The 14,554-nt window shown below is 40.3% G+C and carries 19 protein-coding genes; 15 read left to right on the top strand and 4 right to left on the bottom strand.

The genetic code is table 11. The features are described from left to right. Positions 1-29 precede the first annotated feature (29 nt). The 3 genes from DRED_RS14905 (at position 30) to DRED_RS14895 (ending at position 2,580) form a co-directional block, all read left to right on the top strand. A complete protein-coding gene (locus DRED_RS14905; protein WP_041274665.1) occupies positions 30-359 on the top strand; it encodes a hypothetical protein in 330 nt (109 codons plus the stop codon). Positions 360-1,327: 968 nt separating this feature from the next. Next, positions 1,328-2,290: a tyrosine-type recombinase/integrase gene (locus tag DRED_RS14900; protein WP_011879093.1), complete on the top strand. Its 963-nt coding sequence runs from the start codon at positions 1,328-1,330 to the stop codon at positions 2,288-2,290. Positions 2,291-2,382: 92 nt separating this feature from the next. Continuing rightward, positions 2,383-2,580 carry a helix-turn-helix domain-containing protein gene (locus tag DRED_RS14895; RefSeq protein WP_041274664.1) on the top strand — a complete coding sequence of 66 codons (198 nt, stop codon included), beginning with the start codon at positions 2,383-2,385 and terminating at the stop codon, positions 2,578-2,580. On the opposite strand, the gene DRED_RS14890 is transcribed toward DRED_RS14895, so the two are convergent. The 3 genes from DRED_RS14890 to DRED_RS18400 all read right to left on the bottom strand — a co-directional run bounded on the left by DRED_RS14890 (position 2,570) and on the right by DRED_RS18400 (position 4,357). Beyond that, positions 2,570-3,301 carry a helix-turn-helix domain-containing protein gene (locus DRED_RS14890; protein WP_156779679.1) on the bottom strand — a complete coding sequence of 244 codons (732 nt, stop codon included), beginning with the start codon at positions 3,299-3,301 and terminating at the stop codon, positions 2,570-2,572. The two genes, DRED_RS14895 and DRED_RS14890, sit on opposite strands and share 11 nt — an antisense overlap. 233 nt (positions 3,302-3,534) lie before the next feature. Further along, on the bottom strand, positions 3,535-3,909 hold the full coding sequence (locus tag DRED_RS14885; RefSeq protein WP_011879091.1) for a helix-turn-helix domain-containing protein: 375 nt from the start codon (positions 3,907-3,909) through the stop codon (positions 3,535-3,537). A 97-nt stretch (positions 3,910-4,006) separates the two neighbouring features. Beyond that, the gene (locus tag DRED_RS18400) at positions 4,007-4,357 is read right to left on the bottom strand and encodes a helix-turn-helix domain-containing protein (protein ID WP_041274663.1); all 351 of its coding nucleotides are present in this window, start codon (positions 4,355-4,357) and stop codon (positions 4,007-4,009) included. Between the two features lie 106 nt (positions 4,358-4,463). Between DRED_RS18400 and DRED_RS14875 the strand changes: the two genes are divergently transcribed. The 11 genes from DRED_RS14875 to DRED_RS14830 all read left to right on the top strand — a co-directional run bounded on the left by DRED_RS14875 (position 4,464) and on the right by DRED_RS14830 (position 11,498). Then, complete coding sequence (locus tag DRED_RS14875) at positions 4,464-4,673, top strand: helix-turn-helix domain-containing protein (protein WP_041274991.1); 210 nt, start codon at positions 4,464-4,466, stop codon at positions 4,671-4,673. A gap of 229 nt (positions 4,674-4,902) precedes the next feature. Further along, positions 4,903-5,145, top strand: coding sequence for a hypothetical protein (locus DRED_RS14870; RefSeq protein WP_011879089.1), 243 nt, complete (start codon positions 4,903-4,905; stop codon positions 5,143-5,145). Between the two features lie 4 nt (positions 5,146-5,149). Then, positions 5,150-5,503: a hypothetical protein gene (locus tag DRED_RS14865; protein WP_011879088.1), complete on the top strand. Its 354-nt coding sequence runs from the start codon at positions 5,150-5,152 to the stop codon at positions 5,501-5,503. Between the two features lie 154 nt (positions 5,504-5,657). Further along, positions 5,658-5,933: a hypothetical protein gene (locus tag DRED_RS19105; protein ID WP_049755910.1), complete on the top strand. Its 276-nt coding sequence runs from the start codon at positions 5,658-5,660 to the stop codon at positions 5,931-5,933. Then, positions 5,851-6,663, top strand: a complete 813-nt coding sequence (locus tag DRED_RS17995; protein ID WP_011879087.1) for a copper amine oxidase N-terminal domain-containing protein — start codon at positions 5,851-5,853, stop codon at positions 6,661-6,663. Before DRED_RS19105 ends, DRED_RS17995 begins: the two co-directional genes overlap by 83 nt. Before the next feature lie 2 nt (positions 6,664-6,665). Beyond that, positions 6,666-8,426 carry a hypothetical protein gene (locus DRED_RS17990; protein ID WP_011879086.1) on the top strand — a complete coding sequence of 587 codons (1,761 nt, stop codon included), beginning with the start codon at positions 6,666-6,668 and terminating at the stop codon, positions 8,424-8,426. A 12-nt stretch (positions 8,427-8,438) separates the two neighbouring features. Beyond that, positions 8,439-8,903 (top strand): hypothetical protein, encoded by a 465-nt coding sequence (locus DRED_RS14850; protein WP_011879085.1) that lies wholly within the window; start codon positions 8,439-8,441, stop codon positions 8,901-8,903. 94 nt (positions 8,904-8,997) lie between these two features. Next, a complete protein-coding gene (locus tag DRED_RS14845) occupies positions 8,998-9,339 on the top strand; it encodes a hypothetical protein (protein WP_041274661.1) in 342 nt (113 codons plus the stop codon). A 91-nt stretch (positions 9,340-9,430) separates the two neighbouring features. After that, positions 9,431-9,718, top strand: a complete 288-nt coding sequence (locus DRED_RS14840; RefSeq protein WP_041274660.1) for a hypothetical protein — start codon at positions 9,431-9,433, stop codon at positions 9,716-9,718. 402 nt (positions 9,719-10,120) lie between these two features. Further along, the gene (locus DRED_RS14835) at positions 10,121-10,321 is read left to right on the top strand and encodes a helix-turn-helix domain-containing protein (RefSeq protein WP_238442538.1); all 201 of its coding nucleotides are present in this window, start codon (positions 10,121-10,123) and stop codon (positions 10,319-10,321) included. Positions 10,322-10,394: 73 nt separating this feature from the next. Further along, complete coding sequence (locus DRED_RS14830; protein ID WP_011879082.1) at positions 10,395-11,498, top strand: tyrosine-type recombinase/integrase; 1,104 nt, start codon at positions 10,395-10,397, stop codon at positions 11,496-11,498. A 978-nt stretch (positions 11,499-12,476) separates the two neighbouring features. Here the strand turns inward: DRED_RS14830 and DRED_RS14825 are convergent. After that, complete coding sequence (locus tag DRED_RS14825; RefSeq protein WP_011879081.1) at positions 12,477-13,436, bottom strand: ABC transporter substrate-binding protein; 960 nt, start codon at positions 13,434-13,436, stop codon at positions 12,477-12,479. 206 nt (positions 13,437-13,642) lie between these two features. On the opposite strand from DRED_RS14825, the gene DRED_RS14820 reads away from it, so the two are divergent. Further along, positions 13,643-14,551: a 1,4-dihydroxy-2-naphthoate polyprenyltransferase gene (locus DRED_RS14820; protein WP_011879080.1), complete on the top strand. Its 909-nt coding sequence runs from the start codon at positions 13,643-13,645 to the stop codon at positions 14,549-14,551. Positions 14,552-14,554: the final 3 nt, after the last annotated feature.

The raw sequence follows: 14,554 nt of genomic DNA, 5'->3' as shown, positions 1-14,554 counted from the left end.
TGAGAATTATTAAGTTTAAAGTTACTGGTTTGGGGTTTTTAAGTGGGGGTACCTATGACAATTGGGAGGAGGCAGTAGCAAATCTTAAAGATTCTAAGGGACGGACTGGAACTATCATTGTTGAGATGACAGGCAAAGAATATTACCGCATGGTTAACGGTTACAGACAAAAGCTAAATGAGCTGAATGAAATGATCAGAAAAAGGGATTATGACCATAAACAGAATATAATCCAACAGGAGAGCCAGTACCAACAACAATTAAATCAGCTCGTTAGTCAACTCAAAGAGAAGGATAAAAGATGTGCTACCTTAGCTGCAGTGGTAAACCGGTTAAAAAATAAGCAGAAAAGTAATTGAATTTTTTGTGAATGAAATGTATAATGCCTCCATACAACTTATTTATTTAAAAATTAAACTCTACCTGCTGACTCTATGCCCAAGAGTAGACACGGTTGGAAGCACCGGATCATATTCCAGCGACGAGCGGAATCACTGATGGTAGAGGTGTACAAGAAAAATCTCAAGCGAAGAGCGAGTGTAATCTTGTACAAGCAGACTCAAGCGTCGAGCGAGTTCTGCCGGTATGAACCTGGCGAGGCATACTGTTAAATTACTGTTACAAGCGAAGAGCGTAACAGACTACTGGGCTCAGTAGACGTAAAGAGCAAATGGGTTAGCGTCACAGCGTCGAGCGTGCATAACCTTGCGTGTGCAACCGCTATAGTGTTGCGAGTGGGCGCTTGCCTGGATGTCAGGCTGTATGGCATCAGCGTAGTGTAACTTTGGTTGACCGTTTTTATTCGCTGGATGGTCAGGTTGAGTTTAGTACCTGCACGGGAGGCTTTTGGGCCGCATTGGAAGTGAAAGACGCTTTGGAGGTTGTCGCTGACAGCCGGAAGCTATGAAAAATAGCGAATTGGAAGCGGGGCGGATTTTAGTAAACTTGGGCAGTATCGGGCCTTATCGGTACAACGGTACGCCGAGCGGTAGCGAGGCAACTCCGCCAGGAGCATGTACCTAGCCACGGCAGCGGGAGCTGCACTTTGGATGAAGCAAGTGGTAATTTGGTGTTTAACGAAAGTTCTTTGAAATTTATATAGATAGCGCGGTAGCGTGTCTACCGTCTCTGCCGGTGGAGCTTTTTTAAAAATTGCGGGGAGCAATTTTTTAAAAGGCGGAACTTGCGGCAGAGACGGTAGTTGAAGGCAATAGGCAAACCTTAGATTATCTGGATTGTAGCGTTTCTATAAAAAGAGATGCTGCAGAGACAGAGCCTAAAGGTTTTGATTCTTATTGTCTTTTTATATTTTCTGGAGGTGGTAACAATGGCAATGAAATATAAATGGACATCGACGGGAGTTGGTGTAATTGATAATCTTGGGGTACAGTTTGGAAAGATCATGAGAGGTGCAAACCAGGGCAGTATTCAAACCAGGTGGCGGTATGCTGAAGTGGGTGAGCGGTTCATAAAATTTATTGGCCCTGAATTTGGTCTAAAGAAACTCCAGAATATCCAGGACAAACATCTTGACGCCTATGCAAAACACTTAAAAAACCTTGGTAAAGCTGATAAATATGTCAAGAATGAGTTGTCTGGTATTCGGTATTTACACCGGCAGATTCCCCAGACCCGATATGAGTTAATGGATGGAACTAAGGCAAACAAACTGTACGGTTTGGGTTCAACTCCAGATGGAAGAGCAGACCGGGCCTGGACGGATCAGGAAGTAAAGGCAATGGTTAACCTTGCCAGGGCGGTCGGTGAAGAAAAGGTTGCTCAGATAATTGAAGCATCTAGGGCTACGGGGATGCGCCTTGATGAAGCTGCCAGTTTAAGGCGACATGAGGTAGAAGATGCACTGCGGACGGGAATTCTTAAACTAACTAATACAAAAGGGGGTCGGCCAAGGAATATAACTTTATCCCAGACGGCCCAAGACACGCTAGGACGGTCGATAATGAAGGTGCCTAGGGGTGAGTATGTATTTTGTCCAGTTGGCCGTAGAATACACGAATTTAAGAAGGGTGTAGAGGATTTTATTTATCTAAATCGGAAGGAGGTTCAATCACAGGAGCGATTGGCCACTGGTCATAATTTGGCCCCAGGTGAGAAAGGAGCATTAACCTTTCATGGTTTGCGCCATGCTTTTGCCAGGGAGTTATATGCTGAGAAATTACAGAATGGTTTTACCAGGGAAGCTGCTTTACAGAAGGTTGCAGAAACCCTGGGACATAACCGGGCTGAGGTTTCTTTAATATATATCCTAGATACCAAAGCTATCCGGTAAGACAAATTGTTGAGGGTTGATAAGAAAGTGGGTTTGGTGATAAAACCCGCTGTGAGAGTGGCTTTAAATTTTAGGGAGGAAGTGTTTTTAATATGCAAAAAACAGATTTAAAAGAATTTAATAAAATAGATTTTATAACCCCTACAGAAGTGTCTAGACTATTGGGTGTTTCAAGGCCAACAATATATAACTGGATGAAGGCCGGTATTTTAAAGCATTATAGAATTGGCGGTCTTTATAAAATAAAAAAGGAGGATTTTAACAATTTTTTAAATCAAGCTAATCTTTAAATTTGGTTGTTGAAGTCATTAGGGGTAACTCTAGAAAATGTATGGGGTTTTTATCAAAAGGGGATATACTGACTGAAACTTCCCTAAAAGACTTCCCTCCAGCAGGTTTTGTAAACGGCGTGTGAAATGAAAATCTAAACCCTCTTTCATGTATTCCAAATGAATCCATAAAAACTATTGATTCACGAAGTGGGAATAAATTATCGCTCTTATATAAATGTGGTTTGACATTGGTGAAGTATCCTAGTACTTGCATTTTTTTACCATCTATGTCGATAAAATATTCATCTTTTATAAAATCGCCACCCACAGGAATTAAAAATTTTTCTATGATGTGTGAAATCATAGAGGACCGAAATTGATCAGCAGGCTTCAGAATGCAGTGTCTTATGGAATTAAAGTCATCATCTTCATTGACGTTATTGTAATCATCGAAGAGATAATACCTTCTAAAACCTTGGGCAATAGCTTTAGAAATTAAAACAGGAAACCATGAAAGATTCTTAGTAGAAGCGAAAAAATGTTCACATAAAACGGAGGATAAGACCTCAGATTCCGAAACGTGTACAAGATCGGCAACGGCTTTAATAAATTCTATATTGTTGGGGGGGAGTCTTAAACCTAACTCAAGAATTGAAAGAAATCCACGAGAAATTCCTAACTTTTTGGCAGCGTTAGCAGCAGTAATATCTAATTTTTTTCTGTGTAAGGCAATAGCCATTCCGACTGAAAACATTTATTTTTCAACCTTCCTTTTAAATGCTTCAAATATGAAGTGTATTCCAAAAAAGATTAGTTAAATCCTCTATTAGAATTAGAAAAATTTTGTTGATTTTACAGAAAAAATATTATATGCTTCAATTATGAAGCAAGGAAACATTGCCTGTAAATTAGTATAACCAAACTCTTTGGCGAAGATAGAAATAAAAAAGCCAGCATTGAGCTGGCCTGACATTATTGCTTCTTACCCTTACTTTTTAACTTTTTTAAATGTACTCCTATTAAAGCATCTAGGGTGTCTGTTAATTCCTCGATATTCTGTTCGGGAAGGTCTTTTGCCCTGGCAATTACATCGTATAGTTTTTTAGCACTTTCAGTAGATTGTGTTTGTGATGGTGTAGGGTCATCTGAACGGCCCAAGAGATAGTCCAGAGAAACATTAAAGTAGTCGGCAAGGGTAATTAGTGCATTATGGTCTAACCCCCGTTTATCCGCCTCAATATATTGAATTGATCTTGCAGAAGTAAATCCGATAACTAAAGCTAAGTCTTTTTGAGTAAGTGAAAATTTTTCACGTAGTTCTTTAATTCTTTGACCAAGTGTAGGCACTAAAAACACTCCTTAAAAGTAATTGACCGAACAAAATGTTCGTGATATAATAGGGTAAATGCGAATATTATGTTCGCAACAGAAAGGAGTGAGGCTATTACTCATCAATATCTTCAACGGCTGCTTTAATGATTGTAGCAATCCTTTTTTTATCCTCGGTGGTAAGTTTTTTTCCATTCCGACGAAGTACATTAGCAACCTCCGGCCACTCATCATCAATAGTTGTTGTTTGTGGTGGTTTGGGATTATCTGAACGACCAGTGAGGTAATCCATGGAAACATCATAGTAATCAGCCAGAGCAATTAATTGATCTGGATCTAAATTTCGTTGGCCAGATTCATAATTGGTAACAGAACGCACAGTTACCCCTAGTAAATTAGCTACATCTTCACGATTTATATTTTTTTCTTTTCGTAATTGACGTAAACGTTCTCCAATCGTAGACATAACAAAACTCCTTAAAAAAACATCGACAAGGAACAAAACGCACCCTGCATTATAACCAACAAGGAACATTTTATTCCCTGTAAAGAGGTGATAAATTTTTGTGAGAATGAATCTAAAAGCAAAACGAAAGGAATTGGGCCTTACGAGACAACAAGCTGCGGATAAGTTGGATATAACAATCCGCGCATATCAGTATATTGAATCGGGAGAGCGTAATCCCTCTTGGAAGTTAATCCATCGCTTTGAAAAACTCTTTAAAATGCCAATAACCCAGCTTTTAGAAATATCTGAAACGGATTTGAAAAAGACATGTTAGCTTAGAACTGCATCATGTTCAATATTATACCATACTGGGGGGGATGCCATGAATAATATCTAAAACTGAATAAGGCATAAGCCAGCTTCGCTGGCCCCGCTGTAGCTGAGAAAAACAGCATACTGCGACGAAAGTGGTGGTTGAGAACGGTTTGCTGAATGAAACTTAGTGCAGTACACTAAGCGGACAAGGTCGTTATCCAGCGGGTTGATGAATTTCCATTCTTTTTGTGCAACTTAAAAACAAATTTTGGGTTGTAGAAAGGGGGTGGGAAATAGTGTTAAGTACTAAACAAATCAATCGTTATCTCCTTGGTTTCAATGATTTGAGCAAAATAAGACAAAAGATAATTCTGAAAGAAATATACCAAAATGCTGGTATGGAAGGTCTATATTACGTTGAAGAAAAAACAGGAATAAAATTTAAGCAAATTTTCAATCTTCGAAAATCAAAAAGGAAAGGAGGAAGGTGAAAAAGTGAAAATAGATCGGTATGCAGAGCAGATTATAAGTAGTAAAGACCCGGAGAATATCCTAAATATTGTTGATTTTTACCTGAATTTATTGGAATTTCTTTACGAGATATGGGAAACATCAGATAAACTAACTCCAAATGAAATTTTGAAGATAGCAGGGCTACCAAATGATGTTTTAGATCATAATGTATTCTCGCTTATTGAAAAGTTACTAGAGAGTAAAAATAAACTAGAAAAGGCAATTTTGATATTTTATATAGCTAAGCAAAAATTAGAGACACGCCAGCCCCACCACGAGCAATCAGCGTGTCTACTCACGAAGCTATCTCAGTGCTTCGATGCTAATATATTATAGCAGATTGTAATCAGTTAGTTAAGTGTTTTCCATACCCTGCTCCCGCAGGGCTATGCAGATAGACTGAACCGGAGTGCTAGTATTTGAGTAACCGGGATAAGGAGGGTGGTTAGCCGGGAAACCGGCACTTGAAACCGAAGGGAGGCAAATTTTTATGAAAAAAACACTAGTGTTGCATAAAAAAATTTTACTGGCAATTGTGATAGGATTGTTCACTATGGCCATGGCCACCGGTGCAATGGCAGAGCAAAAGGAACAAATTGATGTTTACGAACAAAATAAGCTGACAAAGAGCGTAGTCTTTGTAGTAGATCACAATCATAGATGGAAAGACCCCCGGGATCAAGATGGATGCAGCCCCATATATTGCACAGAATCGAACTTTTGTACCAGTTCGTTATTTAGCCAACGCCTTGGGTGTTCCGAATGAAAAGATAGGCTTTGAAAATAATATGGTGGCACTAAATGCGGAAAAAGTTGTAGCTAAAATGTTCGTAGGGCAGAAGAAGATTATAACTAACGATACAAGCAAAGTCATTGACGTGGCCCCGGAGCTGAAAGCAGGGCGTACTTACTTGCCAGCTCGCTTTGTCGCTGAAGCCTTGGGCTATCAGGTTGGTTTTGTCAACGGCATGGTAGTATGCTACACCGGAGATATGCCGGATGTTTCTGCTATTGCAGAATATATCGGGAAACCCACAACCCCGAAAAACCCAGTAGAAACCCCTGATCAAGAAGGAGTGGTGGACGTTGGTAAGGTTGGTCAACCAGCAGCCAATTTCCCTTGGGCTAAAGAAGAAAAATTAAGGGGAAATGGTGTTAAGGTTACATTAGCAAATTTGAAAAGCAGTAATGTTTATAAACTTGGAGACAGTTACAAAGTCTTAGACATGAGCGTAACTCCTGAAAACATTAAAGTTAAGCAGGAAGTTAACAGACCTATCGGGTTAGAGGTTCTTTTGGTCGATGAAGATAATACTGTAAGACGCAGAATGACCGGCTCTCCTAAGGAAGGTTGGTGTACTTATAGTGTTAGTGATGAACTGGAGGTAGAGTTAGGAAACTTAAAACCTGCAGATATTAAGAAAGTTAAATACATTGTTGTCTATGGTTGGGACTTTATTGAAGTAGAAAACCCCCTGTATGAAGGAGGGAAATAAAAATGAAAAAGAAAATACCCATTTGGGCTATCATGATGATGATAGCTTTTTTCTTTACATCAATTACCCCAGCCTTAGCGGAGCCGGAAGAGCAGTTGTTTCACCGGCTCATTATCAGCGGTTACTACGCTATGTATCAAGACGGTTCCGGCCACTGGGTGGCTGAAGAATTTCCAGGACAGGTTAACCGTGTAAAACCTGGAGACACTCGTTCTATGTTAATTGGGCAAATTCCCTGCAACGTGAAAGCGAAAGGCAAGATCACACGGGTGGAGGTAAAAACAGCGGACCAGATAACAGAGGAGATGTTTGATAAAAATACCTCCGAAGGTAGTAAAACTAGCCTTTGGAGGCCTATGGACTTTAAAGAATTTGACCCAATGTATCTTAGATATATATCCGGAAGTATCACGCCATCTTTTACCATGAAAAATGACCAGGGGGACGTGGAAGTTACAGCTAATGTTTTGCTTGGACCTATTAACAATGCGGTGCGTGTGGCCAAAGAGCCTGATTTAGCCCGATACTACGCCAACGCAACCTGGGCACCCAACTCCTCGGCTGTCCTCTGGACAGTACCGGTAGTGGTGGAGTGGTATGGGATACCTCTAGCGCCCGTAGGACCGCCGGATTTCTCTGTTCAACTAGAATTAGAACGGTTTAAAAACGTTAAACCTGGTGACAAAGTTACATCAACAGTGACCTACACCCTTAACAAAGACTACCCACAGCAAGAGAGGGCTTGGTTACGTTTACACCACGTTCTAGGAGGGCAGGAGTATGCAGTTACATTTGAACCAATTAACTCTGCCGATGCACTGGATGCCAACGGATATGTCACCTTCCAGCCTGGGGAAAGCAAAACCTACCGATATACCTTTACCGTTCAGGATAAACCATCAAAAATCCTAGCCCGCATTAACCCGGTGGACACTGATCAAGATAAATACTGGCCAAACAACCGCGATGAAGCCCTGGTAACTATGCAAAACCTTCGGGTTGAGATCATTAGTAAACCAGAAAGCGCACACCCCGGTGAACCTGTTAGCGTAGGAGCTAGGATATTCAACGAAATGGCAGATATGCAAGTAACCCGCCTGGTGGCTAAGATCAACGGGAAGGTAGTATATGATATAGATAATTTTGACGTTATTTCAATGGCTGATAAAGCGGTTAACTTTAAAATGCCAGATTCAGATGCTACAGTAGAATTCTATATTAACCCGGATCGGGAAAAGCCAGCTGACGAAATAACTTACGCAGACAATATAGCAAAATGTACAATCAAGAAGCTGGCCCCAATCATCGATAATGATGGAAACCTTAAAGTAACAATAATGGCCCCATCGAGGGTTCAACCATTTAAAAAGTGGACTTTTACAGTCAAAGTAGAAGGACGTTTCCCACCTCCGCCACCACCACCATCTAAAGATGATGACCCTACCGCGACGATAAGCCTAAAGGTAAATGGAAAGGCAGTGAACATAGATTACCATTTATCAGAAGGAACCTGGGGTGATGTGGTAGTCGATACAAAAGTCCCAGTTAATTATCAAAAATCAACCGGGATTACAGTTCCAAGGGGCAAAAAATTTAGTAAAACCGTCACCTTCACCTTTCCAGCTACCACTGGTTTCCCTGGCCAGGACTACCCTATTAACCTTCACGCAAAAGCAACCTGGCGGAATTACAATGGGGAAGATACTTCAAAAACAATGATCTTTTTGAAACCAATGGAGCCTGAGGCTCAAATAACTTTATAGGGGGAATGAAATTTGAAAAAAATTATTTCGATATTCTGTTTTGTGATATTATCATTGACATTAACAATGGGAAATGCTTTTGCGAATGACAAGAAAACATATGTTGTAGATGATTTTACTGTAAAAGTAGTAATTGATGATAAAACTGGTGATTGTAAAGACGAGGCAGTATTTTATCCCTTACGGAAAATTTGTGAAGAGTTTGGATATACCGTGAATTGGCATGGCGACAGGGCTTACATTATTAAGGGAACAGGTGAAGCGATAATAAAAGACGGTCAAGGAAATGAAGTTAATGCGGTTATAGTGACTCCAGGTGTAACTGTAGTTGAATTAATTTCATCAACTACAGCGAAAATTGAGCAATATGAAGAAAATTACAACGGTTACGAAGCTTTTATTAGAAGAGACAATAATTGTTTATATGTCTATAAAGATTTTTTCATAAAATATCTAGGCTTAAAAGAAGTGAAGTAAAACAGAGTAAATGAAAGATCCCGGAGCTGGAAAATTTCCAGTTCCGGATCTGCCCCATGGCCATAGATGATTTTATCGTGGGGAGTTGTATCAAATGAAATTTAAAAATGAACAGCATCAAAATCTTTTCAATAAGTTGCTATCTAAAATAGGCACCTGGGCGACAAAAGATAAGGAATACTGTTCCGCATGCTTTGCCCTGGCGGCCACTGAAAAGCAAAATGTATTTAAATATGTAGATCATGAGGGCATTGATTTTGACCAGTTACTAAAAGACTCAAAACTATGGAGCAGTGGCGAACGTGCATTGGTAAAGCTAGCTGCTACGTTATTCAATAGCCAGGGATTCCCCTTGACAGTCCAAGAGGTTTTCTATAGCTTAGATCATGAAAATACTCAGGCTGCCCTAAAAGCCATAGGCATTAGGTATAATTAGAAGGTATACTTTCAGTGCTTGATTTTACTGATGTATACATTGGTATACAGGTATACTTTTGGTATGCCTTATAAAAAGGAGGCGAACCCCTTTGGAACAAAGCCCTGGAATACTAGAACAACTAAAAGCTATGAACCAACAGCTAGCAGAAATCAAAAATAATCAGGCTTCCCTTGATCAGAAAGTAGACGAGCTTCAAATTGACTTGCGTTATATAATAGCCAAGCTAGCCAGTATAAACGGAGAGACGTTTAAACGCACCTGGAAGCCCTATTTTGATACGGAAGCCATGTTTAATTATTGCAACTACGTTGGCAAGCATCCAATGGATCTCACTTGGGAAGAAAGGAAAAGATTTAGGATAAACAGAGAAGAATAGCCTAGTGAATGTGTAGAAAAGTGTGGTAAGATAAATTCGGGAATACATAATTAACAAACGGGCCTCACCTGCCGGGGATGGAAACATCCAAGAAAGGGGGTGAGGCGGGATGATTACCATAAGTGATGCAATACAAATCGTAATAGCGGTAATACTCCTGTTAACCCTCGTTGTTCAATTGACTAAACGAAGTTAGTAATTAAAAACCCTTAAACTGCTGGTAACAGTTTAAGGGTTCCAGATGAAAACCTCGGCAGTTGAGGCAACAGCGCCGTTTAGTTAGTTATAAGTATTCCCACTTATACTTTTATTATACATAAATTTAATCAGATATCAACATTTCCCCTTTAGCAAATGCTGCAGGGGTTTTATTTTTACCCAAAACGACGAGGAGGTTAAAACATGATGAATGCTCAATGTACCACCTATACTGTTCCAGAAGTTGCTAAGATGCTACGGAAACGTAAAAGCACAGTTTATGAAATGGTTTATTCTGGAGAGATTAGGGCTTCTAAACTTGGAGAAAGAGGCATTAGGATAACGGCTGCTGAAGTGCAGAAGTACCTAAATAAACAAAATATACTTAGGGGTATTCCGGGATAAGGAAGGAAAAAGGCGGGCCGCCGTCGAAGCTATACCCGCCTTCGCCTTACCCTGATAAAGGGAGGCATGTTAATTGGCTCAAATTAAACTCTTAAAAACTGGTGTCTATAATATAACAGTTTATCTTGGCAAAGACAACCAGGGGAAAAAAGTTACTAAAAGTAAAGTTTTTCACGGTAAGAAGAGAGAAGCAGAGCAATTCGCCAAGATATTTGAAACTAAACTGAGAAAAAGTTTGCAACCTGGTTCGCAGATGCTAGTTAGTGATTACCTAGACTATTGGCTCAAAAGAATTCAGCCTAGCATTGAAGAACGTACTTTTAAAACTTATTCTTGGCATTTAAAACGTTTAAAGGAAACGCTAGGAGATATTGAGTTAGGCGAGTTAAAGGTACTCTTAGTCCAGGAACGTCTAAACGAATTAAAGGACATTTCCGAAACCAGTGTGCGCAAAATTACCACCACATTCAGAACAGCCCTTCGCCAGGCAGTAGTGTGGGAATTGCTTGAAAAGGACCCTACAGTAGGCTTGAGATTACCCAGGAACCCTAAGAAGGAGAAGAAAGTTCTCTCATCGGATGAGCTAATAAAATTTTTAAATGCAGCAAAGGAATATAAATATTATTTAGTATTACGCATATTAGCTGTCACTGGCATGAGGCTTGGCGAGTGTCTAGGGTTAATGTGGAAGGATCTCAACTTTGATAAAGGGACAATGAAAATCCTACGTTCTGCTGATTCCAAAACACGCAAGGTTCTTGATAAACCAAAGAATGATAGCAGCCGGCGAACTGTTACCATTGATAAGGAAACCGTAGAATTATTAAAGACGCACAGAAAAAAACAAGCTAAAAGGAAAGTAACAAGTATTAGGATTGAAGACGAGCTAGTTTTTCATGTCAATGGAAGGCCGATAACTCATAAGGCCATTGATAGAACAATTAAAACAGCTCTAAAAAAAGCAGAGTTACCCATGATAAGGATTCACGATCTGCGACATACGGCCGGTTCAATTCTTCTTGATGCGGGTTATTCATTGCCAACTGTGTCAAGTTTACTGGGGCACAGTACCCCCGCAACAACCGCTGCCATTTATTCACATGCTATACGCAGAGATATTAATGTTACCGATGCACTAAGCCATTCGGAAATTCAGTCGGAAAAAAATATTAAATAACTAAAAATAACTAGCAATAGCAAAGGTTTAAGTGTCTTAAGCTGAGTTTCTTCGATTCCTGTCAGGCGCACCAAATAAAGCATTAGAAAAAACCCTGCAACCCTTGATAATTCTAGGCTAGCAGGGTTTTTGTATTTCAGGAGTGGAGCAAAATTTTATTAAAAGATGGCCCGAAATAGCCCAAATATTCCCTAAGTGTTAGACCAAACGTCCGACCAAACTTTTGTGCGGCAATTATTTTCCACCTCTATGGTGGCAGAAAAATTGCCAATTTTTATTGTATTAGAAAGGTGAGCCTGAAGCGGAAAGATGGAGTACACAGGATAAATTTCTGATAGTTGTTGAAACAGCATCTTTAAGCGAGATTGAAATGGCTGAATATTGCCGTTCAAAAGGTCTCTTTGTTGAACAGGTGGAAGCCTGACAACTTTCTTGACAAACGCCGAGAAAGAATTGATAACAATGCATGATAAAGCAACCGCTACTTTAAAAAAATAAGGGAGGATTACCAAAAAGTACATGATAAATTTATAGAACAAGATAATTACGAAAGTGCTGGTGCTATTGCCACAGACATAAACGGTATTGATGTAAGGATAGAGGAAATAGAACTAATTAAAGGCATAAAATGCTGCTCTAGCAAATGATATTGTTGCGTATTCTCTAAATGTTATACACTAAACAAAAAGCAGGGTATTTTAAAACTTTTCCCTGCTTGCCATAGAATAATTTGAGAACTGGATTTTATGAGGATATTATCCAATCTCTTTTTTTAAGCATAATAACTATCTTTAGCTTCCAGAGAGAACTGATGAAACTTTATTACGTCCTCTCTTAATGGTCTCTCGATAGGGGAATTTGTTCATGAATGTGACTAGGGGGTTTGTGGGTTTTTGTTTTTAACTCGAAATACGATAAAAATAGGCTGATCCCAAAGGCACTTTATGTACCTTTAGGATCAGCCTATTTGTAGTAACGTTAAATTTTTTTAACTAGATCTGCATATTTCAAATCGTTTTTCAATAACTCTTTTTGGTTCATCCACTGGAGAACATTGTTCACATCTTCTTCTGCAGGAACCTGAGGTTTGGGATATCGCTGTAGGTTGTAGTCCTTAGCAATGGGTTCGGGGATATTTGTGTTTTTCACCATTAATTGTTTATACTGCTCCGGGTGGTTGTTCAAATCCTCTACTGCTTTGGCATAGGCACGGTAAAAGCCAGCTACGGCATCTTTCTTTTCGTCCAGTGTTTTCTGATCAAAAAGCACCACAGCCTGGGAAAGGTTTCGTGTTGTATCTTGGGCAATCACCTTAGCCCCTTTAAACTCAGCAAAGGTTACCATCGGATCCGGCACTGTAATGGCATCAATTTGCTTGGTAAAAAGCATTTCCATGCGTAGGGGAATTTTAGGCACAGAAGTTTTCTTTACTTCAGAGGGGTCCATTCCTGCATCCTTCAGCAAGCCGTCGGTGACGTACTCAATAATGGAATTGTGAGAAATCCCCAGACTTTTTCCTTTTAAGTCCGCTAGGGTATTAATGCTCGACCCTGGTGCCGCAACAATGGCAAACCTTCCTTCTTGGGGGGTTGCACCCAGGGTGATGGATGTCATCTTAATGTCCAAGCCAGAATCCTTCATGAGAGTTGCCACAATCATGTCGGTAACCATACCATTCATCTGGCCGGATTGCATGGCATTGCCCTGCTCCATAGCACTTTGGAAGCGAATAAGTTCTACCTGGAGATTTTCCTGGGCAAAATAACCGTTTTCCTCTGCCACTACCATTGGCATAATATCTTCGATGGGCAAAACACCAATTTTTAATTGCTGCTGCTCCCCCTTTTGAGGGGCTTTTTCTTCTTGGCCACATCCTGCTAATAGCGTCACAAATACCAATAATAATGACAGCATTTTTACTTTTTTCCAAAGGGCCACTTTTTTGGTACCTCCTTAAACATTGACAGCTTATAAAATGAATAATCGTTCATTTTATTAAATTTATCTTAAAACGTACCTAAGGGAAAGTCAATAGCCCTGGGGAGGGGATAAGCAAAAATAGGCATTTGCGTTGGGAGGAGGAAAAAGTCATAAAAAAACGAATCATTGTACTATAAACCATTTTCTAAGGAGATTACTTATTGATGTCACAAGAAACTGAAAATCTAAGCCGTTTTAAAATTTGGATGCTGGCCATACGTCCTAAAACTCTACCCGCTGCAATGGGGCCTGTTTTGGTGGGGGCTGCAATAGCCATTGGCGATCATGCTTTTTCTTTGCTGCCAACCCTGGTAGCCCTATTGGTTTCGCTGCTCTTGCAGATTGGTTCTAACTTAGCCAACGATGTTTTTGATTTTAAGAAAGGGAAGGATACCAAAGAGAGAACCGGCCCTCTACGGGTTACCCAGGCCGGACTTTTAACACCCCGCCAGGTTATGGTGGGCATGGGGCTTGTTTTTGCCCTTGCCTTTGCCTTGGGACTTTATCTCACCTGGGTGGGTGGTTGGGTGATACTTGCCCTGGGGATTGCTGCCATCATCTCGGCCATTGCATATACTGGCGGGCCTTTTCCCTTGGGTTACCACGGGTTAGGTGAAGTATTCGTCTTTATTTTCTTTGGGCCAGTGGCAGTCTGTGGCACTTATTATGTTCAGGCAGGAAATGTTAGTGCTGCTGCCTGGTGGGCGTCTCTGCCGGTGGGACTTTTAATTACAGCTATTCTGGTGGTCAATAATTACCGTGATTTACCACAGGATAAAAAAACAGGTAAAAGAACTATAGCCGTACGGCTGGGTCCAACCGCTACCCAGGTGGAATACTTTCTCTTATTGGCTGTGTCCTTCGCTGTGCCTTTAATTATGTGGTTACAGGGCATTGTCTCTGCCTGGATTCTCTTCACCTGGCTGTCTCTACCCTTTGTCCTACCGCTCATAGGGGAAATACGGACAAAAAAGGGGAGGCCCCTTAATGCTACACTTGCTGGAACCGCCCGCTTTTCATTGATTTTTAGTATTTTCTTTTCTGTCGGTTACCTTTTTGGAAAACTGGCTTAGCCA

Origin of the sequence: Desulforamulus reducens MI-1, from assembly GCF_000016165.1 — a bacterium.
GTDB lineage: Bacteria > Bacillota > Desulfotomaculia > Desulfotomaculales > Desulfotomaculaceae > Desulfotomaculum > Desulfotomaculum reducens.
This window is presented reverse-complemented; position numbering and strand designations above follow the sequence as displayed.

Coding starts and splice junctions, on each gene's coding strand:
- DRED_RS14895 (WP_041274664.1), top strand. CDS start 2,383: ATGCAAAAAACAGATTTAAAAGAATTTAATAAAATAGATTTTATAACC.
- DRED_RS14820 (WP_011879080.1), top strand. CDS start 13,643: ATGTCACAAGAAACTGAAAATCTAAGCCGTTTTAAAATTTGGATGCTG.
- DRED_RS14875 (WP_041274991.1), top strand. CDS start 4,464: ATGAATCTAAAAGCAAAACGAAAGGAATTGGGCCTTACGAGACAACAA.
- DRED_RS14890 (WP_156779679.1), bottom strand. CDS start 3,301: ATGGCTATTGCCTTACACAGAAAAAAATTAGATATTACTGCTGCTAAC.
- DRED_RS14845 (WP_041274661.1), top strand. CDS start 8,998: ATGAAATTTAAAAATGAACAGCATCAAAATCTTTTCAATAAGTTGCTA.
- DRED_RS17990 (WP_011879086.1), top strand. CDS start 6,666: ATGAAAAAGAAAATACCCATTTGGGCTATCATGATGATGATAGCTTTT.
- DRED_RS18400 (WP_041274663.1), bottom strand. CDS start 4,357: ATGTCTACGATTGGAGAACGTTTACGTCAATTACGAAAAGAAAAAAAT.
- DRED_RS17995 (WP_011879087.1), top strand. CDS start 5,851: ATGGATGCAGCCCCATATATTGCACAGAATCGAACTTTTGTACCAGTT.
- DRED_RS19105 (WP_049755910.1), top strand. CDS start 5,658: ATGAAAAAAACACTAGTGTTGCATAAAAAAATTTTACTGGCAATTGTG.
- DRED_RS14835 (WP_238442538.1), top strand. CDS start 10,121: ATGATGAATGCTCAATGTACCACCTATACTGTTCCAGAAGTTGCTAAG.
- DRED_RS14900 (WP_011879093.1), top strand. CDS start 1,328: ATGGCAATGAAATATAAATGGACATCGACGGGAGTTGGTGTAATTGAT.